Origin of the sequence: Flavobacterium frigoritolerans (genome assembly GCF_025847275.1) — a bacterium.
In the GTDB taxonomy this organism is placed as follows: domain Bacteria; phylum Bacteroidota; class Bacteroidia; order Flavobacteriales; family Flavobacteriaceae; genus Flavobacterium; species Flavobacterium frigoritolerans.
In genome coordinates, this window is record NZ_JAOZEV010000002.1 from 48525 (window position 1) to 70849 (window position 22325).

The window sequence follows — 22325 nt, forward strand, 5'->3', positions numbered from 1 at the left end:
TTTTTATATGAAGTACGTGATGTTTTTCTCACGCAGATTTAGCAGATTTAAAATAATTTCATAATTATCTGCGTGAAACAAAAAAGCGCAAAAGAATAAAACCTTTGCGCCTTTGTAACTTTGCTCCTTTGTGCCTTTCCTCCTAAAATTGAAAATAAATAAAAGGCTGTGAACCTGCGACTGCTGTTGCATAAACTATCCAATATACAAATCCTAAAACAATTGCTTTTCCTATTAGTGGAGTTTTATCAAAAATTAATTTCATTTTGGCTGTAACAACTTCTGGTAAAAAGTGCCATACATAACCAAATAGCATTAATAAAAATACGTTTTTATACCCTAATATAATTGTTTGCCAATGATCTGGCTCAAATGTTAACTGCCCAATATTGTTTATTACTTGTATTGCTGTATCGAAATCTTTTGCTCGGAAGAATATCCAACAGAATACCACAAAATGAAATGTTAGTACTATTGAGAAAAATTTCCAGATTGTACTTAATCCGTTGCTTTCTTTTTTAGAAGGAAACAACTCAACGAATATTTTATGAACCGCCAAAGCTAATCCGTGTAATGCTCCCCAGATTATGAACTGAGCTCCTGCCCCGTGCCACAATCCCCCTAAAAGCATTGTTGTAAAAAGGTTGAAATTCGTAACCATTGTTTGCTTTAATTTGCTTGAAAGCAAAAATGATAAACAAAAAACAACTATTCCTCCTACCGCAATTACAAGCGGAATTATACTTTCGGCTGAGTTTGTAATTCCCCAAAGCAACAATCCGAAGAAGAATAAACTCGGGAATAAAAACCCTGCAAATGTTCCTTCTCTGTTTCCTCCTATTGATATATATAAAAAGTCTTTTAACCAAGTTGACAATGAGATATGCCATCTTCTCCAGAAATCAGTAATCGATACGGATTTATATGGTGTTCTAAAGTTGGCTGGTAATTTAAATCCTAGCAACAATGCGATTCCGATTGCCATATCTGAATATCCAGAGAAATCACAATAAATTTGAATTGCATAACCGTAAGACGCCATTAAATTCTCAAACGAGGTATAACTCATCGGTGTATCAAAAACACGATCTACGAAGTTTACTGAGATATAATTAGAGATTACGGTTTTTTTAATTAATCCTCCAATAATTAAAAACAATGCATTATTTACATCTGCCTTTGTGAGGTTTAATTTTTGGTATATCTGTGGTAAGAAATCTTTTGCTCTTACAATTGGACCTGCTACTAATTGCGGAAAGAAAGAAACAAAGAATAAATATTCAATGTAATTTTTCGTTGGTTTAATCTCTTCTCTATAAATCTCGATGATATAACTCATCGATTGAAAGGTGTAAAAAGAAATTCCGACTGGAAGGAATATATCATGCAACTCAAAATTACCATGAAACATATCATTGTATGTAACAATCATAAAATTCATGTACTTGAAATAACCTAGCAGCCCCAAATTTAGTATAACACTTATTATGAGGTATATTTTTTTTCGGGTCTTTACACTTTCATTATAGATTATCTGACTCAATCCATAATCTACAACCGAGGAAAGTAGTAATAACAAGAAATATATTCCGCTTGACTTGTAATAAAAGAAAAGCGAGAATAAAATAACGTATGTTAATCTTAGATAAAATGTCTTGCGTAAAAAGGCATACACAAAATAAAAAACCAAAAACAATCCTAAGAATAAGCCTGTATTGAATAATAATTTTTCTTCTGGATTATATATAAACCAACCTTTAACCTGTTCTAATGTAAGCGCACCAAAATTTTGAACGAACCAATCGTTAATGCTATCAATTGTTATCAACTTATTTTTTTAATTTAAAATTATCGTATTCGTTTAATAATGCTTTCGAAAACAAGTCCCCTTGTTTCTCATATCCGTTTTTTGAATAATGTACCCAATCTGGACCAATTAATCCTTGGGCTTTTAATTTCCCAATACCATTCATTCCTCCAAACTCGTTATACAAATCCCAAACTGCTAATCCATCAGCCTGAGCTGCTTCATATATATGTTTTGTATAATCAGCCACAAACGTATTTGGTTTTCTTCCTTTTAATAACGATGGCGGTGGCGTCATAACAATTATAGGAATATGAATATTTTGTGCTTTTAGATTACTAATAAACTCACGTAGTTGTTTTATGTAACCCGAAGCTTCTAATCTGTCATAACTTTCATTTGTTCCCAATGACAAAACAATCATATCCGGATGCAATGCTCTTAGTTGCTCAAAGAAAACGGGGTATTTGTTATAATCTGAAAACTTCGCTCCATTTACTCCTATACCACTATAAATTACTCCCGGTGAATTTTTCTCAAGAATCAATCCGTTAAGCTCATATTTCTTAGCATCCTTATTTGGAATAAGATAGATTTTATCTAATGCTTTTTCGGTATTATAATAATGTGAGAATGAATCTGACTCTATATCTAAAGGAACATATTCTGATTGTGAGATTGTTTTGGGACGTGTTTCATTTGTTACAATTTTTAATGTCCTTCCTGCTCTAATCGCATTCGATTTTAAATGATTGGCTCTCTTTATCTCTGCAATCGAAACCTTGTATTTATCTGCAATAACCGAGATCGCTTCTCCTTTTTTTATTTTATGTGTAATTACCTTTCGCTCCGAAGATTGAATCATATTAGTTTGAATGCGATTTGCCAAGTCAAACATGTGCTGATTTTTTGGTGTAATTATCTTAATTGTATTAAACTTATACAGCGGATCTTTTATATTAACCTCGATTACAAATCCATCAGTATTCCTCCAAAGTGCAATTCCACTTAAGCCCATCGGACAGTCTTTTACTGGAAGAATATTTCGATAACTTTCCCAAGCTTTATTTGATCGAAAACGTTCGTTATAAGAACCATTTGTTTTTGCTAATGAATATGGAAAAATCAATCCTCTTCCTGCATTTCCTAATTCTTTCTGGAGGTTTTTCCGAATTTCATTAGTCATCAGATCGCTCTGAATGTGCGAATCTCCAATATGAACAATGTTTATTTTATGGTTACTTTGATTTTCATTGTCTTTTAATTTCTTAAAAAAGTTCTCTAAGACTTTTGCATTATAAATTTGATTTCCTGCCAAAGGCTCTACAGTTGTTGTATCTATATTGCTAATCATCTTTTTAGTCATTAAAATTGGCTCCACCTTTTGCGCTTTATTATTGGACGCAAAAAGAAGACAACAAAAGAAAATAATAAGTTTATTCATCTACACTATCGTTTATTACAGACATGGAGTCTGTATTTGTTTTCCTGACTGTTTTTCCTTTTTTTATGCCTGCTTCTCTTTTTTCGCGCAAAACTTTATATTGTTCGTATCCTTTATTTAATTGTTCATAAAGTAGTCCTCCAATTGCTTTGGCTCCTCGTTGATTAAAATGCGTATAATCTTTATTGGCTCTTGCTGGCACCTCATCAACCCATTTCACCATTGAACCGTCTCCGCCCATCAAGGTATATAAATTCACGAATCCAGATTCTGTTTCCAGAGCATAGCGTTTTTGAGCTTTCACTAAAGGAACAACTGCTGAATCAGTTTTCATTTGCATATCATATTTTGTCGATTTATCGGCAGTTGAAATAATCAAAATAGAAACTCCTGGAAAAGATGCTTTTATTTTATTAACTGCTTTGGTCATACCTTTTCCGTACCAAGAATAGTTCTTTGTACCATAATTCAAAACGTTAGTTCCGTAATGAAGTATAATCAAGTCATATTTTAAATTAGCATTAAAACTCTGCATTACATTGGCATCAAAAATAGAAATCGGCATTCCCGAATTTCCTCTTTGTGAGAAGTTGTCTACATGAACTCCTCTTCCGTTATCAAAATTAAAGCCATAAATAGGAATTGAATCTGCATGTACAAAATTAGCTTTAAATCCTTTTACACTTTTAGAAGTTACTTTTATGGTGTTGACCAAATTATTAGGAGCAAGATTTTTAGATATAGTATCTTTACCAATTATGAAATTTACTTTTCCTGATTTTGATGATTTCCCGTAATACAAAGTTGGATTATCCAAGCTAGTCGCAAATTTACTTAAACCTGCTTCATAAGAAACCCACGTTGTATTTGACTTATCATTTGCAAAAAACACATGCCCGTTTACTCCAAAAGGGCTTAGTGGTTTCTTTACATTAAGATACGATTGCGCCTTCCAGTTTTTAGAAGATAATGATTTTACCGAAGCTCGCGATGCTGATGACTCCGAAGAAATAGAAACAAATCCAACTCCTGTTCCTCCAAATCGTTCTTGGTAATTATTTCGAACATCTTGCACGATTAAATCACCATCAGTCATAGAATCTCCATAATATGCAATTCTTACTTTTGCTTCTGGATGTTTTTCTAATTGGTATAATTTATCGTAAAAAGAAATCAAGTATTGATATCCTTTATAGTCATCGAAAGTTTCTGAAGGAAATTCTATTCCTTCATTAGAATTAAAAACGATGTTTTGCTGTGCCTGTTTATCGGCATCGGCACTATCTCCTTTTTTAGATACTGATTCTTTTTCAAAAGATTCTAAAAGTAGACTATCTACAAGTACGTTTTTGGAATCTACTTTGCTTTCAGGAAAAATTTTATCTGGTAATATCTGTTTAAAACCAATGAAAGCTACAAATGCTAAAGCAACAATTGCAAAAGACTGAAAAAAATAAGATTTTGTATTCACTTTTAATTATAAATTTTGAAGAATAAAATCAATAGGAAGCCCAGAATCCAAATTTCCTATTAATTTAATTAAAACGTTTGCAAAGATAGAATAAACAATAATCTATTATTCTTTTTTTGCGATTAAATAAAAAATAAAAAAGAGGCTAGATAAATCCAGCCTCTTTCCAAAAAAAAATAAAAAAAAACCAAGTTACTGTCTAATTGAATTTAAACATAGTTTTGTTTGTAAAGATTGATAAGCCATAACTCTACCATTTGAAATAACTTATCATTTTTTTTTAATTAAAAAGGAATCTAAGTAAAACACTAAGATTCCTTTTCTTAGATTATTTTAATAACGCATATTCAAATGATACATTACCTCTTTCTCCTGCAGTATTTGTCATAGTAAGGAAGTTAACTTTATAATAATTCCCATCTACATCTTTAATCACATAAAAACGATCTGTTCTAATACTAGGTAATGACCCATTTTGACCACCACCATTTCTCCAGTTAGCACCAATAATTCTTTGATCTGTTAGAGAGATTTTAAAATTAGCCTCATCAACTTTTGCTTTTGTAAAATCGGCATAAGAACCTCCAGTTGCAACTAAAACCTGATATACTTGAGTCCCACCTTTCATATTTGAAACCGTGAAATCTGAATATCCATAAGTCACCGCTTTATCTTTACCTTCGGCATCTTTACCTGTTACTAAATAATTTGTAAAAGTTGTAAAAGCTAAATCCCATTTCGTTTTCTGTGGCTCAACAGATACTGTGTTTCCTTTCGTTAAACTGAAAAATGCAAAATTAAAATCAGCTGTTTTTGCAATAGTTTTTTCTTGAAAAGTTGCAGAAGCTAAATCGGCATATTGAATTTTATATCCATTACCACTTCTTAAAATTCTAACTTTTTTCCATCCTCTTGCAGCTCCATCAACTTCAACACTACCTACACTTGGTTTTACTGTACTTACAGCAGCTCCTAAATTTACTAGATACACTTTATTATCAGCATCTATCGCTGAAATTTCTGCAATTGCAGTTCCAATTCCTGCTCCAGCTCCAGCCAAAACTCCAGTCGGATTATCAACATATCCATTAAACGCACTAGTCTCTCCTTGCCCAACGGTCACATCAAGATTAATTTCTTGTTTTAAAGTTATATCTGAAGTCTCTAATTTCTTCACAGCCATTTTAAGAGAACCGTTAATTACAACTCTAAAATCTGAACTGTTAGAAAATCCGAAATCCCATGTTTCTCTATTCACCGACTCTATCTTTCCTGTACTTAAATCTACAAAAACCTGATTTGGCTGATTTGGCCCGCCCACACTTGGCTGTAATACTTGCCCAACAGAAGGACCAACAGGCGTAGTTGTATCATTGTTGTCATCGCTTGAACAAGATCCAAGTGTCAATAATGCGAATGATAATAGTAAAAATGTCTTTTTCATTGTATTTGATTTTATATTTAAAGATTAAGGTTATATGCTAATTTTATAAAATAAGAGCGTCCATATGCAAGCATCAGATCAGAAGGTCCAGCATGCCCAGCAGATTGACTTGTTTTGGTCTGATTAACATTAGTTACATTACATATGTTTCTAGCTCCAATTGTAGCTTCCAACTGCTTTTGTAAAAAAGTTTTTCGAAGAGATGCATCAAGCCAATTACTCGCTGATATATCTGATATCACATAAGCTGAAGTTGTCTCTATAAATTGTTGTGATTTTCCGTTGTATTTATAATAAGCAGAAAGAGTTGTCCCCCATTTTGGAATTAAATAAGAAACACTACTATTTATGTTAAATGAGTATAAAAATTTATCATCTGAAGAAAACTTTTGATTCTCTATTTTACGAGAAACACCAACCAAAGATGCCCCAAAATTGAATGTCAAATTATCTATCTTAAATTGATTCATTGTCGATAAATTCCACATTTTGTATTTACTAATATTAAAATATTGATATTCTGGATTTCCTGTATCTGGATTAAATCTTACCAAAGCCATATCAATACGATCATTTACATCAAGAAAACTTCCTGCTAACGTATTCGATATTTGTAAACCTGAAGCTAAAAATGATGTCTTTTTCAAACTAGCTTCAAAAGAATTACTAGTTTCTGGAATAAGGTTTTCATTGCCAATAAAGAAATGTCCATCAAAAATTAATTTTGAATACAACTCTTCAAAAGTTGGTGTTCTAAATGAAGTCCCATATGAGCTACGAAGCTCAATACCTTTATCAAATAAATACCTTAAACCAAGTGATGATGCATATTGATTCTTAAATTTTGATTGAGCTGAAAAACGTAATCCTGGGCGAATTGAAAATCTTTCGGTTGCCATAATTTCTGAAGAAGCAAAAAAATCATAGTTCTCAAGTCTTTTACGAACTGGAGAAAACTTATTACTTGCTTCCTGAACCAATGAATAACCTTGATTATTTACAAACTCATAACCTAATTGCAAATCAACTTTCTTATCTGAGAAAAAATTACTCAAAGTTCCTGTAGAATAAAGGACTTCCATTGACTGATCTTTAGTAGTCACATTATCTCCTTCATTTTTAGTAAATAAATAATATTTAAATGATTCAACATCTCTTTGTTGCTTTTGATGCGAAAGCGAAACATTATAATTCAATTTTGAAAATAATTTACCAGTAGCATTTAAATTATGAAAATACCTATTGGTAAAATATCTTTTATCATCTGAGTATCTATATGAGCCTAACGCTGGATCATATTGCGATTGTACTGTAACATTATAATAATCCACATCTTCATTCAAATATTCAAATTTGTAGAAAAATCGAAAATTATTTTTATGATAAGCAATTAAAGCTGTACTGTTTAATTGTTCTTTCGGCAACCATCTATATCCACGAGACTGATCATTTTCAATATAATCTTTCCCTTTTTTATCATCTAGAAAGCCTCTAAAGTCATTTCGATTAGCTCCTAAACTTACAAACCAGTTTTCATTAAATGTGTGAGAAAGTTTAAGTGATTGTATATGGCGTCCTTCATTAAAAAGTGCATATTCATCTTTAACTGTTTCCTCTTGTACTGAAGCTGTCATACTCCATTTATACTTTGAAGATTTTTTTGTAATTATATTTAAAACTCCACTAACAGCATTACCGCCATAAGCAACTCCCATCGAGCCTTCCACAATTTCTATTTGCTCAACATCATTTAAATTAATTTGAGATAAATCAGTATTATTTCCCAAACCTGATTCATTTACCAAAGGCACATTATCTACCAAAATCTTGAAATATTGTGCATCTAATCCAAATAACGATACTGTAGAACGGCCACTTGTTCCGCTTGGCCTTACATTAATATTCAAATACTGATTTAAAACATCTGATAAATTGTTGGCAGCCAAATTCTGAATGTCTTTATTTGATATAACACGTACATTAAAAACTGATTTTTTTATAGATTGTGGTTCAAATTGCCCAGTAACAACAACTTCTGATAATTCGTTGGCACGAATGCTATCTTTTTGCTTTTGCTGAGCAGAAAGCGTTTTACAAAATACAAGGGCAACAAATAGGATGATTTTGATTTTCATTGTTTTTAATTAGTCTTAATAACTTTGGCAAATATATAATTATTTTAATTCATTCTAAATAAAATTTATATATTTGCTGAAAATTTTAAATCAAAAAAAAACTAGTTATGATTACAAAAACCCTCTGTTTATCAGCCGCTATGGTGTTATCAGTAAATTTTGGATTTAGTCAGGAATCAAAAAAACAACAAGACATTAAATCTATAAAATCGATGTGTGGTTGTTATGAAGTGAAATTTAATTTTGCTGAAACTTTTAAGTATCCTAAAGATACTCTTACTTACAAACCTTCAGAAACAAAGCACGAATCTGCTTTAGAATGGGTAGAGTTATTAGAAGATACTCCTAACAAGATTGTAATGCAGCACTTATTAATCGTAAGTGATGATATGATTATTAAACACTGGAGACAAGACTGGTTATATGAAAATACTGACTTGTATTTATTTGATAAAGGAACTTCTTGGAAATATAAAAAATTAGATAAAAAAGACGTAAAAGGACAATGGTCTCAAAAAGTATATCAAGTAGATGATAGTCCAAGATATGAAGGTTCTTCTTCGTGGGTACATGTCGATGGACAAGATTACTGGGTAAATACTACCGATGCTCCGCTACCTCGTAGAGAACAAACAAAACGTAATGATTATAATGTTTTAAAAAGAAGAAACATTCATGAAATTACTGCTACTGGATGGAATCATGAGCAAGATAACGACAAATTAATTCGCGGTGATAGCGGAAAAGATGTTTTGTTGGCACAAGAAAAAGGAATGGATGTGTACACTAAAGTTGCAGACATTAAATGTATCGCTGGGCAAAAATGGTGGAAAGAGAACAATGCACTTTGGAAAAATGTTCGCGATAAATGGCAAACTCTTTTTGACAGACATCAAGACTTAAACTTAGAAGCTAAAGTAGAAAGAAAAGCACTTTATTCTCTTTTGTTTGATCTAAAACCAACCGCTACAAAAGCAGAGACAGATGCAATCATCAACAAGTTTGTAAAAAAATAAAACATTTTGTGTTAGTTATAAAAAAGGAAGCTGTCTATTTTTAGACAGCTTCCTTTTTGTTATGCTACTCTATGAAAACTATTATCAGTACCAAAAACAGGAAACGTAAGCATAGAAGTTAGGAAGTGATTAGCCCAATTATTTTTGATTGCACGGGTTTTTGTTATATTTGCAGTTCTAAACTATCAGATTATGACTTCTAAAAAACTTTTGCCCGTGTTGTACGATGGCAGTATCCGAAAGGACTGCAACGCTCTGATAGGTGTAGAACATCTAAATTGCACGGGTTTATATTTTTCTAAACTATCAGATTATGAATGCAAAACACACACTAGCTACAAGCTACAATCCTGAAAAACTTACTGAATTTTTTAATAAGGACATTTCTCCCGAAACTATGGCTAAATTGATTCGTAACCTAAACTACGTAATCACATTGACCTTAATTAGAAGAAATGAAACATTAGAATTTCATAACAAAGAATTAGACCACGGTTTTTATTGGCTAAATGAATTAGCCGAAATTCTAAACCCCTATTTTAATATTGATTAAACAAAAAAAGGCTGTCTATGACAGCCTTTTTTTGTGTTCAGATTTCTGATATTTTTACATTCTTTCAGGAACTTCTATTCCTAATAAACTGAAACTTGATTTTATAATTTCTCCTACTTTCTGAGAGAACTGTACTCTGAATATTTTCTTAGTCAAATCTTCTTCTCCTAAGATATGTACCGATTGATAAAATGAATTGTACTCTTTTACCAGATCATAAGTATAATTAGCAATTAATGCCGGACTATGATTGTGTGCTGCATTTTGGATTACTTCTGGGAAAAGCTCGATTTGTTTTACCAATTCTTTTTCTTTTTCATGAAGCTCTTTAATTCCTGTTAATGTCACTCCAAAATCAAAATCTGCTTTACGAATAATTGACTGGATTCTGGCATAAGTATATTGAATAAACGGCCCTGTATTTCCTGCAAAATCAACAGACTCTTCTGGATTGAACAAAATACGTTTCTTTGGATCTACTTTTAAAATGTAATATTTTAAAGCACCAAGTCCGATTGTACTGTATAATTTTTGTTTTTCGTCTGCAGAAAAACTGTCTAACTTACCTAAACCTTCTGAGATTTCTTGAGCTGTATCGGTCATTTCCTGCATTAAATCATCGGCATCTACAACAGTTCCCTCGCGGCTTTTCATTTTGCCTGAAGGCAAATCGACCATTCCGTATGATAAATGATATAAGCTTGAAGCCCAATCAAAACCTAATTTTTGAAGAATTAAGAACAATACCTTAAAATGATAATCTTGTTCGTTTCCTACTGTATAAACCATTCCTCCAACATCTGAGTGGTCTTTTACTCGCTGGATTGCTGTTCCAATATCTTGTGTCATATAAACTGCCGTTCCATCTGAACGCAGTACAATTTTACGATCTAAACCTTCATCTGTTAAATCAATCCAAACTGAACCATCCGGATCTTTTTCAAAAATTCCTTTGTCTAATCCTATCTGAACAACATCTTTTCCTAATAAATAAGTATTACTTTCATAGTAATAACTATCAAAATTTACTCCTAGATTTTTATATGTAATAGCAAAACCATCATAAACCCATTGGTTCATTTTTGCCCAAAGTTCTTTTACAGCTTCATCTCCAGCTTCCCATTTTAAAAGCATTTCTTGTGCTTCTAGAATTATCGGTGCTTGTTTCTTAGCTTCTTCTTCAGTTTTACCTGTTTGAATTAATTCGTTAATTTGTTCTTTATAAACCTTGTCAAATTTAACATAGTAATTCCCAACCAATTTATCTCCTTTTAAACCTGTACTCTGAGGAGTTTCTCCATTTCCAAATTTTTCCCAAGCCAACATCGATTTACAAATATGAATTCCTCTGTCGTTTATAATTTGAGTTTTATATACCTTTTTACCAGAAGCTTTAATAATCTCTGCAACAGAATATCCTAACAAGTTGTTACGAACGTGACCTAAGTGTAATGGCTTATTTGTATTTGGCGAAGAATACTCTACAATAATTGCTTTATCTGAAGGATTTGGTTCTACAAAACCATATTTTTTTCCATCTTTTATACCGTTAAAGAAATTCACATAATAGGTATCTGCAATAACAATGTTCAAGAAACCCGAAACCACATTAAAACGAGCTACCTCTGGAAGGTTTTCTACAAGATAGTTTCCTATTTTATTTCCTAATTCAACAGGATTACTTTTAATCACTTTTAATAAAGGAAAAATAACCATTGTAATATCTCCCTCAAACTCTTTTCTGGTAGTTTGAAATTCGATTTTATCTACGGTTACTTCAAATAAGGCTTGTATTGCTTTTTGTATAGAAGGCGTAAGAATTTGTGATAATGACATGTAAACTTAGTTTTAAAGTGTGCAAATATACTGCTTATTCATCAATTACAGAAAATGTAAAAGATTTAAAATCTATGATAAGGAGTCTTCTTATTTAAAAAAACAATTAAGACTCATTACAAATAACAATCTTAAATCACTGAAAAACAAATCATACTTCGTAAAAAAACTGTTTTTTTTGACAAATTCTGTAACATAAAATCAAAATAATAGTCTTAATAGAAACTTTAAATAAATTTCAAACAAGAATAATCAACTTGCATTTAAAGAAAAATCATCAATCAAAAACTAATTAATCTATTCTAACAAAATCAAATCTTATGAAACTTAAAATTATCATGTTATTGCTTATTGGAGTAATAACATCGGTGCAAGCTCAAAATTCTGGAAGTATTTCTGGAAAAGTACTAGAGAAAGCCACTAATTCCCCAATATCTTATGCTACAGTTGCTGTAAAAGAAGAAGGGAAAACAATTGCAAGTGGAGTTACTGATGACAAAGGAGATTTTAATTTAAAAAATATTCCTTTAAAAAATTATATTTTAGAAATACAATACATCGGATTTAGACCATACAAAACCAACTTATACTTTAGTGATTCTAAAAAAGAATACACATTTAAAGTAGCTCTTGAGGAAGAAGCTACACAACTTAAAGGTGTAAACATTGTTAGCGAACGCTCAACTATTGAACAAAAAATCGATCGAAAAGTAATTACTGTTGGTAAAGATCTTACTACTGCTGGTGCTTCGGCTTCAGATATTATGAACAATATCCCTTCGGTAAATGTAGATCAAGATGGTAAATTATCGCTGCGTGGTAACTCTAATGTACGTGTATTAATTGATGGAAGACCATCTAACATTGATCCTGCTCAATTACTTAAGCAAATTCCATCTACATCAATCAAAAAAATTGAGTTAATCACTAACCCAAGTGCTAAGTATAACCCAGAAGGAATGTCTGGAATTATAAATATCGTTTTACATAAAAATGCCAATACTGGTTTTAATGGAAATTTCAATGCTGGAATAACTTTTGGTGAAACAGCTAAATACAATAATTCATTAGATTTGAATTACAAAGTAGGAAAGGTAAATTTCTTTGGAACTGCTGGGCGTAACTTTGGAGTTTATGCTAATGGCGGTCAAATTAATAGATTAGACAGAGATTTAACTCAAGGAATTGATGTTACAAGTGATAATGATTCTCACCTTTATAAAATTGGTATGGATTATTACATCAATGACCACAATACTATTTCTTTTTACACGAATCAAAACTCATTTGATGGTTTTACGAATGTAAATACTGATATTAACTATGGTGTAGGTACTACAAATGGTTTTCAAAAATCAAAGTATGACAATAAGAACAATAACAATACCTATAATTTAGCATACAAGCATCTTTTCAAAAAAGAAGGTCATACTCTTGACGTTGAAGGAAATTATAATGATTTCAAGCAACCTCAAACTGCTTATTTCGATTCAAAAAACATTAACAATATAGAGTCGTCAATTTACAACGATTACATAAAAGATGCTAGAAAAAATAGTACTGTAAACGTCGATTATGTTAATCCGTTAAATGAGAAAACAACATTTGAGGCTGGTGCCGAAGCAAGAATCACAAGAACAACAAATGATTACGCTACAGAAAATCCTCTAATTGTTCCTGCACAGCGAGCTTCAAATTATACATATGATATTGATATTTATTCGGCTTATGTAACTTTTGGTCAAAAATTCAAAAAATTCAGCTACCAATTAGGAGCACGTTTTGAAAGTTATAAAGTTCAGGCTAACCTAAATCATAATCAATATAAATTTGACGATGATTATATCACGCTATACCCATCGGCTTATTTCACTTATAACCTTAATGAAAATAACACATTCCAATTTAGTTATAGCCGTCGTGTAGATCGTCCTAGTTTAGAACAAACAAAACCAATCCGTGAATTTTCTACCCCATTGACAACGTCTTTAGGGAATCCAGAATTAAGACCACAATTCACTAATTCGGTTGAAATAAACTACACTAAACTTTTTGGTAAAAGTACTTTTACAGCAGGAGTTTATGTAAGAAGCATCAACGATCAAATTAGCCGTACGCTAAAACCTGATGACAGTGATCCAACAAATCAGAAACAAATTATGACTTATGCCAATTTCGACCGCAATACTGCGTATGGATTCGAAATGTCAGCAAATTACAAAGCTACAAAATGGCTAGACGTTCAACCGTCTATCGATTTCTCAAGTATAAAACAACAAGGAATTGTTTTTATTATTGACCCAGTAACAAACGCTTCAACAGCAATCGATAAAAAAATTGATGCTAACTCGTTTAACGCTAGACTTAATGCAAACTTTAAAGCAAATAAACGTTTGAGTTTCTTATTATTTGGATTTTACAGAGGCCCTGTTGATGGAATACAAAACAACAGTCACGATATGTACAAAATGGATGCTGGTACTCGCTACACCTTGCTAGACAACAAAATGACTTTAAGCTTACGTTTTAACGATATCTTCGATACTATGAAATATGCTTTCGATGCTACAAACCCTTACCCTCAAAACGGAGAGTTTACATGGGAAAGCCAAACCGTTTATTTTGGTCTTAGCTACAACTTTGGTGGAGCAAAAATCAAAAACTTACAACGCAAGCAAAGAGAAGACAATACGAATAAAGGTGGTGGTGGAATGTTTTAATCTATCACACTAATTCGATTTTTTTAATTTTTGAATTATTTTAGTAGTAAAAGCCCAGAGAATGCCACTCTGGGCTTTTTGTTATATATAAATTGCATAGATTGTCTAAAAAATGGATTACTTTCTTTTTTAATTATTTTTAAAAATCCGTTTTTATCCGCGTTCTCTTTATTTAGATAGCGTTTTACAACATGCCAAAAATTACAACTTCGCTTTTAGAGCAATAATTTCTATTGCACTTGCAGTTTCGCTAGAATCAGTAATTGCAGATGAATGAAAAAAAGTGTTTCCAAGCTTTTCTTTTAGTAAACCTATATTCGTAGATCGAAGTCCTCCTCCTGGCATAATTACTATTCTGTTATTTGCTTTTTGAACAACATCAATAAGGACATCTATCCCTTCTTCAACATTCTTCCCCTGACCTGAAGTTAAGATTGTTTTAAATCCACAAGTAATTACATCTTCCAGAGATTTACTGACATCGGTAACAACATCAAATGCACGATGAAATGTACAAGGAAGCGGATATGCTAAATTAACCAATACCATATTTTGTTCTCTATTAACACTTCCGTCAGCATTGAGATTTCCAAATACAAATCCATCTACTTTGCAATTTTTATATTCGATTATACTTTCTTTCATTTCCTGAAATTCAGCATCGGTATAAATAAAATTTCCTCCACGAGGTCTGATTATAACATTTAAATCAATCGTTGCTTTTTCTCTTGCAGCCTGAACTAAACTTAAATCCGGAGTTGTCCCTCCCTCTTTCATATTGACACATAACTCAATTCTATTTACTCCATTTGCCTGAGCAATTTCTACAGAATCAAGGTTAAAACACGCAATCTCTAATTGACTTTTTTCCATTTTTAATTATACTTAAACAATTGTAATGAGCTTTGACTTAGGTTTATCCTAAGCGGAGACGAATGACTCAACCTGACAATACGATGAAGATAAAATAACAATCAAAAACCGCAGTGTCACCCTGAGCGAAGTCGAAGGCTAATTTACTACTAAATCTTCTTTTTATTATAATTTTTAAAATGAGTTTCGTTCAAACATTCCGAGAGTTTTTTCAAATCTTCCCAATTATCAGTTATAATAGCCTCTTTCTTCTTTCTACTCCAACCTTTTACTTGTTTTTCAAATAAAATAGCTTGATTTACATCATTAAACTCAGTACAGAATACTAACTCTAAAGGCCTCTTATAAATGTATAGCAATCGCTATTTAATCCATAATTATGTTCTGTTAATCTTCTTTCAATATTATTTGTTACTCCTGTATAATAACTATTATCGAAGCATTTTAATATATAGACATAATATCTTTTCATTTTAAATAATTTTAATTGAAGCTAGCTTAGACTTCACTCACCTAGGCAAGCCTGCTTTAAAAGTAAGAAAAATAATTCAAAAAATATTGTTCTTGAAATTCTATTACAATATTGAAATAAGTTTACTGTTTGCCAATTGGAACGTGGCTTCGACTTCGCTCAGCCTGACAAGTGCGTATAAAAAAACCTATTCAGTACTGAACAGGTTTTCTTTTAGAAGTATTTTTTAACCATGTAAGTCATTTAAGAAAATATAAGTTTAAAAACATTTCGCTTAGTGAACTTATATAACTTACATGGTTATCTCTTTATAATTTTAAATTACCATTTGATGATTACACTTCCCCATGTAAATCCGCTACCAAATGCAGCAAGAACTACAGTATCTCCAGATTTAATTTTCCCTTGTTCCCAAGCTTCTGTCAATGCAATCGGAATAGATGCTGCTGTTGTATTTCCGTATTTTTGAATATTATTATGTACCTGATCATCATTCAATCCGAATTTCTTTTGGATGAATTGAGAAATTCTCAAGTTTGCCTGATGCGGAATCAACATATCAATATCAGAAACCTGCAAATTATTAGCTACCAAACCTTCATTAATTACTTCCGCAAAACGTACTACTGCATTTTTAAACACAAATTGTCCGTTCATATAAGGGAAATAACTTTCATCATTTGGATCATTATCTGCTAAAATATCTGTTACCCAACGCGCTCCCATTCCTGGTGCAGTTAGAGATAATTCTTCCGCATGTTGTCCTTCTGAATGTAAATGGGTCGATAATATTCCTTTTGTAGTATCTTCTTCTCTGCTCAAAACTGCTGCTCCTGCTCCATCTCCAAAAATTACAGAAACTCCTCTTCCTCTAGTTGTCATATCTAAACCAGTAGAATGTACCTCTGAACCTATTACTAAAACATTTTTATACATACCTGTTTTAATATATTGATCGGCTACAGAAATAGCATATACAAAACCTGAACATTGATTTCTTACATCTAATGCTCCAACAGTTTTTAATCCTAAATCACGTTGCACCAAAACTCCTGGACCTGGAAAATAATAATCGGGGCTTAATGTTGCAAAAACAACAAAATCGATATCTTCTTTTGCTACTCCTGAACGTTGAATAGCTATTTCAGCAGCTTTTACACCCATTGAAGTTGTAGTATCTTCTCCACGAATAATATGTCTACGCTCTTCAATTCCTGTTCGTTCTTGTATCCACTCGTCGTTAGTATCCATTATTTTAGACAAATCGTCATTGGTCACTACATTTGAAGGGACATAATATCCTAATCCCGCTATTTTTGAATGATACATATTTTTTTATTATTCGTTAAAAATTTGGATTGCAAAGCTAAACATCTTTTAAAAATCATGTACACAATTTAGTAATTTTTTCGTAATTACCAATTTTATATATCATTCTCACTGGCTACATTTTAAGGTCACATCTTAAATTGAAAGAAAACTACCCTGTATTTAAAAAAAAATTTATTGCAACACTTTTTCATTACTAGAATGTAACAAGTTTGAACTACTTTAGACAAATTATAACAATCTTTAACCATTAATTATAAAAGTTTCAACTATGAAATTAAAAATTATCTTATTTCTATTTTTAAATCTTGGCTTAGTAGCTTCTGCGCAAGAAAACGTAACGTATCAAAAGCCTTCTAAATCAATTTTAGATTTGGCTGATTACGAAAGAGCTCCCTCTGTATCAATGGATACAAAAAAAGAATACATGCTGTTAAGTTACAGAAATACTTATAAAACATTAGACGATTTAAATCAAGAAGAACTTCGTTTAGCTGGTTTAAGAATTAATCCTGTAACTAACATTTCTAGTACGGTAACCTATGTAAAAAATCTCAAATTGAGAAAAATTAGCGATACCAAAGAAATAGAAATAGCTGGTTTACCAACTGACCCACAGATTAGTTATACTACATGGTCACCAAATAACAAAAAGATATTATTTACTAATACTACAAAAACCGGAGTTGAACTTTGGATTATAGATGTTCCTACTGCAAAAGCAACCAAACTTACTGATGCAACATTAAATGCTAATATAGGAACTCCTTTTAGTTGGTTCAACGACAATGAAACTATTTTAGTAAAAATGCTTCCAAAAAACAGACCTGCATTATTGGATGCTAAAAAAGACTTACCAACTGGTCCAATTGTTTCTAGCGCTGATGGTTCTAAATCACAAAATAGAACTTATGCTGACATGTTGAAAAACAAAAATGATGAGGCCAATTTTGAGAACATCATTACTTCTGAAATCTACAAAGTAAACATTAATGGTACAGCTACTTTATTCAAAAATGCAGCAATGTACTCTTCTGAAAGAATTTCTCCTGATGGAAATTATGTAATGTTGACAACAATCCAAAAACCATTTTCATATATTGTTCCACTAAACAGATTCCCATCAAAGGCAGTAGTTTATGATAAAAACGGTACTGAAGTAAAAATAGTAAACGAAGTTCCTCTTTATGAAATCATGCCTAAAGGTTTTATGGCTGTCCGTAAAGGAAAAAGAGAAATGTCATGGAGAAATGACAAACCTGCAACACTTTCTTATGTAGAAGCTTTAGACGAAGGAAATCCAGCTAATAAAGTTGAGTTTAGAGACGAAGTATTTCTTTGGAACGCTCCATTTAACACCGAAGCAACTTCATTGGTAAAAACACCTCAACGTTACAGTGGAATTATTTGGGGAAATGACAATGTAGCAATCCTTATGGACGAATGGTATGACACACGTAATACTAAAACTTATTTAATCAATCCAGCTGACGCTACTCAAAAACCTAAATTGATTTTTGATAGAAACTCACAAGACATCTACTCTAATCCTGGTAATTTTGAATATAAGAAAAACCAATACAACAGATATGTTCTTGCTATAGAAAATGATAATGCTTTTCTTCTTGGAGAAGGTTTCACTAAAGATGGTCAATTCCCTTTTATTAGTGAACTTAATCTTAAAACATTAAAAACAAAACGCCTTTATACTTCTTCATTTAAAGATAAAAAAGAAGACATATTAAGCATTGAAGATTTTAAAACAGGAAAAGTTTTGGTGCAAATTCAATCTAAAAATGATTATCCAAATTACTATTTCAGAAATATTAAAAAACAAAATAGTTTAACTCAAGTTACTTTTTTCAAAAATCCATTTGAAAGCATTAAAGATGTAAGCAAAGAGGTTATTAAATACAAACGAAAAGATGGTGTTCAATTATCTGGAACTTTATATTTACCTGCAGGATACGACAAAGTCAAAAAAGAAAAACTTCCATTATTAATTTGGGCATACCCTGCAGAATACAAAGATAAAAACAGTGCAGGACAAAGTAGTCAGAACCCAAATGAATTTACATTTCCTTATTATGGATCATTTGTATATTGGGTAACTAAAGGATACGTTGTTCTTGATGATGCCTCTTTTCCAATTATTGGTGAAGGAACTACAGAGCCTAATGATAATTTCATAACACAGCTTGTTGACGATGCAGAGGCTGCTATAAATGCAGTAGATGCTTTAGGATACATAAACAAAAAGAAAGTTGCTATTGGAGGACATTCATATGGAGCATTTATGACTGCAAACTTACTAACACATTCTAATCTTTTTGCTTGTGGAATTGCACGAAGTGGTGCTTACAACAGAACTTTAACTCCTTTTGGTTTCCAGACTGAGCAACGTAACTACTGGGAAGTTCCAGATGTTTACAATACAATGTCTCCTTTTATGCATGCTGACAAAATGAAAACACCACTACTTTTAGTACATGGTGAAGCTGATAACAATCCAGGGACTTTTACTTTACAAACAGAGCGTTATTTCCAAGCTATAAAAGGATTGGGCGGACCGGCAAGAATGGTAATTTTACCAAAAGAATCTCATGGTTATGTAGCCAGAGAAAACATCTTGCACTTACTTTGGGAACAAGATCAGTTCTTAGAGAAATACTTAAAAAACTAGATTTATTTTTACAAATAAAAAACCCGACAGATTTTAAAAACCTGTCGGGTTTGTTTTTTATAGCGCTAAAAGAATTATCTAATTTCTAATTGACAAATTTTCCAATTAAAGATAATTTAAACTTAAGAATATTTCCTGCTCAAGAGGCAAATCAATTTCACTTTCAAAAAAAATCAATTGCCTTTTATAAACTGTTTCAATTAAATAGTGATTTCCTCTAAAATAAGTCCTTCTAATCTTTACTGGCAAGTTAGATTCTGCTACCATTTTTAATTGATGCGGATATACCAACGTTTTATGCATTTCATCTTCATAAGAAACCAATAAATGAGTAGCAACTTCATTTACTTCTCCAAAAAGTGACGCTACATAACGAGTCTCAGGATCTTCATATATTTTTGTTGGATTGTCTTTAATAATAACTTCTCCATTTCGCATTACAATCGCTTCATCTGCAAATGACAAAGCATCTGTACTATCGTGGGTTGCTATAATACAAGTAATTCCTTTTTGTTTTAAATATCGAAACAAATTTCGGCGTAAAGCATTTTTTCGAAAAGCATCAATTTGGCTAAAAGGTTCATCTAGTAAAATCACTTCGGGCTCTAAAGCCAGCACTCTTACCAAAGCTACCCTTTGCTTTTGCCCTCCACTTAAGAGGTTCGCTTTTACATTTGAGAATTGCTCCATTTCGACCATCTCTAATAATTCTTGAACGCGCAGTTTTTTCATATTGGCAAAACCATTAGAAAGAAACTTGCCTACATTTTCAGCAACTGTTTCAAAAGGAGACAAATCAAAATCCTGAGCCAAATATTTCATATAAGGCATTCCGGGAACCAAATTGAATTTAGGTCCTAAAATAGGCTTTTCATTATAAAAAATTTTACCTTCATTTAAATCATATAACCCGTATATTAATTTAAGAAGTGTACTTTTTCCGCAACCACTTTCGCCAATAATAGCAATGTTTTCTCCTTTATTTATAGTAAAAGAGACGTTTTTTATAACAGGCTTTTCGGTATACGAAAAAGAAATATCTTGAACTTGAAGCATTGGTTGGCATTGAAAAATTGAGGACACAAAGATAGTTCCTTTAACAAAACTAACTGAGAGAAAGTTATTAAATTATATACAAAAAAAAGCTGTTTCAAAAGAAACAGCTTTTAAGTTATTTATGTAAGATACAATGCTTATTTACCAGCTTTTGCGTCATTTACCATTTTGTCATTTGCAGTAATAGCAAACTCTACACGACGGTTTTGTGCTCTTCCTTCTGGAGTATCATTTGTTGCAATAGGATCAGCAATTCCTAAACCTGAAGTTTTGAAACGAGAAGATTTTAATCCTTTAGAAACTAAATATGCTTGCACAGAAGCAGCTCTTTGTCCTGAAAGTGTCAAATTGTATTCTGGTCTACCTGTGTTATCAGTATATCCAAAAATTTGAATATCAGTATCTCCGTATTCATTAAATACAGGAACTAATTTATCTAAATTTGCTTTTGCCTGTGTAGTTAATGTTGATTTATTAGTATCAAAACGAACAGAATTTTCATTTAGAGTTAAATGAATACCTTCTCCTACTCTTTCTACAGTAGCACCTGGTAAAGCCTGATCAATCTCTCTAGCTTGCTTGTCCATTTTGTTTCCAATAAGGGCACCAGTTCCACCACCTACAGCAGCACCAATAGCAGCACCTAAAGCAGCGTTACCACCTTTCCCTAAATTGTTTCCTAAAATACCACCTATAAGAGCACCTGCAGCAACACCTATTCCTGCACCCTTTTGAGTATTATTTGCATTTTTTACCGAATCGCAACTTGTAAAAAACCCTGCTAATACAAGTAAAGTACTCAAACCTAAAACTGTTATCTTTCTCATCTGTTTATATTTTTATATGTTTTTTTTAATATTAATTAGCTCTTTGAAATTGGTATGTTACATCCTTAACTTGTCCTCCAACATTAATATTATCAATTAATTGAAATGAATTTTCAGTTACCCCCCCTACTTTTAATAAATATCCGTCTCTCACTTTTTTTGCTTTTATACCAGCATCAAGAATCTTAAGTACAAGCATACCTTGATTATTGATACTCCACACAATCGGAGAAGAAAAAGCAGTACAACTAGATGATGCTAAAGCCATCGATCCTTTGTTATTATTTGAAATAAAATTCCAAGTACTACCAATAAAACATTTAGAGTCAGCAAGATCAAATGAATTTACTTTAATATACTCTGAACCCGGATAAGAAACATTGGTTAAAACCCAATTTCCTTTAATTGCTACTTGAGTCGACTTATCAAGTTTTGTTGAAAGCGGTTCAGCTCCATTAGACGTGGTCGCTGTTGAGGCTGATTTGCATGCAAAAACCGTTACGGCTATTATGCATATTAAAATAATTTTTCTCATCGTTTTAGCAAATTTAAAATTAATACTCCTACAAAGATACAATGCAAAAAAATTAAATTTGTTTAAAAATTATTTTTTTTTCTTGCAGAATTAACACTTACGACAATTTGTCACTCCTTTTGCA

General features: G+C 31.8%; 15 protein-coding genes and 1 pseudogene. 4 read left to right on the forward strand and 12 right to left on the reverse strand.

Annotated features, from left to right (window positions below; all coding sequences use genetic code 11):
• Positions 1-142: 142 nt before the first annotated feature.
• The 5 genes from OIU80_RS02720 to OIU80_RS02740 form a co-directional block, all read right to left on the reverse strand.
• Complete coding sequence (locus tag OIU80_RS02720; protein ID WP_264285559.1) at positions 143-1828, reverse strand: MBOAT family O-acyltransferase; 1686 nt, start codon at positions 1826-1828, stop codon at positions 143-145.
• A gap of 1 nt (position 1829) precedes the next feature.
• A complete protein-coding gene (locus OIU80_RS02725) occupies positions 1830-3161 on the reverse strand; it encodes a GDSL-type esterase/lipase family protein (protein ID WP_264285560.1) in 1332 nt (443 codons plus the stop codon).
• A gap of 82 nt (positions 3162-3243) precedes the next feature.
• Positions 3244-4722 (reverse strand): SGNH/GDSL hydrolase family protein, encoded by a 1479-nt coding sequence (locus tag OIU80_RS02730; RefSeq protein ID WP_264285561.1) that lies wholly within the window; start codon positions 4720-4722, stop codon positions 3244-3246.
• A gap of 328 nt (positions 4723-5050) precedes the next feature.
• On the reverse strand, positions 5051-6166 hold the full coding sequence (locus OIU80_RS02735; RefSeq protein WP_264285562.1) for an HmuY family protein: 1116 nt from the start codon (positions 6164-6166) through the stop codon (positions 5051-5053).
• A 17-nt stretch (positions 6167-6183) separates the two neighbouring features.
• Positions 6184-8301: a TonB-dependent receptor plug domain-containing protein gene (locus OIU80_RS02740; RefSeq protein WP_264285563.1), complete on the reverse strand. Its 2118-nt coding sequence runs from the start codon at positions 8299-8301 to the stop codon at positions 6184-6186.
• A gap of 107 nt (positions 8302-8408) precedes the next feature.
• On the opposite strand from OIU80_RS02740, the gene OIU80_RS02745 reads away from it, so the two are divergent.
• Entirely contained in the window at positions 8409-9317 is a 909-nt protein-coding gene (locus OIU80_RS02745; RefSeq protein WP_264285564.1) for a DUF6607 family protein, read from the forward strand.
• A 313-nt stretch (positions 9318-9630) separates the two neighbouring features.
• Positions 9631-9870 carry a hypothetical protein gene (locus OIU80_RS02750; RefSeq protein ID WP_264285565.1) on the forward strand — a complete coding sequence of 80 codons (240 nt, stop codon included), beginning with the start codon at positions 9631-9633 and terminating at the stop codon, positions 9868-9870.
• 54 nt (positions 9871-9924) lie between these two features.
• Here OIU80_RS02750 and argS read toward each other — a convergent pair whose 3' ends face one another.
• A complete protein-coding gene (gene argS, locus OIU80_RS02755; protein WP_264285566.1) occupies positions 9925-11706 on the reverse strand; it encodes an arginine--tRNA ligase in 1782 nt (593 codons plus the stop codon).
• A 320-nt stretch (positions 11707-12026) separates the two neighbouring features.
• Between argS and OIU80_RS02760 the strand changes: the two genes are divergently transcribed.
• Positions 12027-14426: a TonB-dependent receptor family protein gene (locus OIU80_RS02760; protein ID WP_264285567.1), complete on the forward strand. Its 2400-nt coding sequence runs from the start codon at positions 12027-12029 to the stop codon at positions 14424-14426.
• 201 nt (positions 14427-14627) lie between these two features.
• Here OIU80_RS02760 and OIU80_RS02765 read toward each other — a convergent pair whose 3' ends face one another.
• The 3 genes and pseudogenes from OIU80_RS02765 to OIU80_RS02775 form a co-directional block, all read right to left on the reverse strand.
• Complete coding sequence (locus tag OIU80_RS02765) at positions 14628-15299, reverse strand: copper homeostasis protein CutC (RefSeq protein WP_264285568.1); 672 nt, start codon at positions 15297-15299, stop codon at positions 14628-14630.
• A 149-nt stretch (positions 15300-15448) separates the two neighbouring features.
• Positions 15449-15771 (reverse strand): annotated as a pseudogene (locus OIU80_RS02770) (GIY-YIG nuclease family protein).
• A 321-nt stretch (positions 15772-16092) separates the two neighbouring features.
• Positions 16093-17100 (reverse strand): 3-oxoacyl-ACP synthase III family protein, encoded by a 1008-nt coding sequence (locus OIU80_RS02775; RefSeq protein WP_264285569.1) that lies wholly within the window; start codon positions 17098-17100, stop codon positions 16093-16095.
• Between the two features lie 271 nt (positions 17101-17371).
• On the opposite strand from OIU80_RS02775, the gene OIU80_RS02780 reads away from it, so the two are divergent.
• On the forward strand, positions 17372-19783 hold the full coding sequence (locus OIU80_RS02780) for an alpha/beta hydrolase family protein (protein WP_264285570.1): 2412 nt from the start codon (positions 17372-17374) through the stop codon (positions 19781-19783).
• 105 nt (positions 19784-19888) lie between these two features.
• Here the strand turns inward: OIU80_RS02780 and OIU80_RS02785 are convergent, their stop codons facing one another.
• The 3 genes from OIU80_RS02785 to OIU80_RS02795 form a co-directional block, all read right to left on the reverse strand.
• Positions 19889-20839: an ABC transporter ATP-binding protein gene (locus OIU80_RS02785; protein ID WP_264285571.1), complete on the reverse strand. Its 951-nt coding sequence runs from the start codon at positions 20837-20839 to the stop codon at positions 19889-19891.
• Positions 20840-20976: 137 nt separating this feature from the next.
• Positions 20977-21666: an OmpA family protein gene (locus OIU80_RS02790; protein WP_264285572.1), complete on the reverse strand. Its 690-nt coding sequence runs from the start codon at positions 21664-21666 to the stop codon at positions 20977-20979.
• Between the two features lie 31 nt (positions 21667-21697).
• Entirely contained in the window at positions 21698-22201 is a 504-nt protein-coding gene (locus OIU80_RS02795) for a lipocalin family protein (RefSeq protein ID WP_264285573.1), read from the reverse strand.
• Positions 22202-22325: the final 124 nt, after the last annotated feature.

What these genes read in the sequence shown, in the direction of transcription:
- OIU80_RS02725 (WP_264285560.1), bottom strand. Translation starts at nt 3,161, where the DNA reads ATGATTAGCAATATAGATACAACAACTGTAGAGCCTTTGGCAGGAAAT.
- OIU80_RS02735 (WP_264285562.1), bottom strand. Translation starts at nt 6,166, where the DNA reads ATGAAAAAGACATTTTTACTATTATCATTCGCATTATTGACACTTGGA.
- OIU80_RS02740 (WP_264285563.1), bottom strand. Translation starts at nt 8,301, where the DNA reads ATGAAAATCAAAATCATCCTATTTGTTGCCCTTGTATTTTGTAAAACG.
- OIU80_RS02745 (WP_264285564.1), top strand. Translation starts at nt 8,409, where the DNA reads ATGATTACAAAAACCCTCTGTTTATCAGCCGCTATGGTGTTATCAGTA.
- OIU80_RS02750 (WP_264285565.1), top strand. Translation starts at nt 9,631, where the DNA reads ATGAATGCAAAACACACACTAGCTACAAGCTACAATCCTGAAAAACTT.
- argS (WP_264285566.1), bottom strand. Translation starts at nt 11,706, where the DNA reads ATGTCATTATCACAAATTCTTACGCCTTCTATACAAAAAGCAATACAA.
- OIU80_RS02760 (WP_264285567.1), top strand. Translation starts at nt 12,027, where the DNA reads ATGAAACTTAAAATTATCATGTTATTGCTTATTGGAGTAATAACATCG.
- OIU80_RS02765 (WP_264285568.1), bottom strand. Translation starts at nt 15,299, where the DNA reads ATGGAAAAAAGTCAATTAGAGATTGCGTGTTTTAACCTTGATTCTGTA.
- OIU80_RS02775 (WP_264285569.1), bottom strand. Translation starts at nt 17,100, where the DNA reads ATGTATCATTCAAAAATAGCGGGATTAGGATATTATGTCCCTTCAAAT.
- OIU80_RS02780 (WP_264285570.1), top strand. Translation starts at nt 17,372, where the DNA reads ATGAAATTAAAAATTATCTTATTTCTATTTTTAAATCTTGGCTTAGTA.
- OIU80_RS02785 (WP_264285571.1), bottom strand. Translation starts at nt 20,839, where the DNA reads ATGCTTCAAGTTCAAGATATTTCTTTTTCGTATACCGAAAAGCCTGTT.
- OIU80_RS02790 (WP_264285572.1), bottom strand. Translation starts at nt 21,666, where the DNA reads ATGAGAAAGATAACAGTTTTAGGTTTGAGTACTTTACTTGTATTAGCA.
- OIU80_RS02795 (WP_264285573.1), bottom strand. Translation starts at nt 22,201, where the DNA reads ATGAGAAAAATTATTTTAATATGCATAATAGCCGTAACGGTTTTTGCA.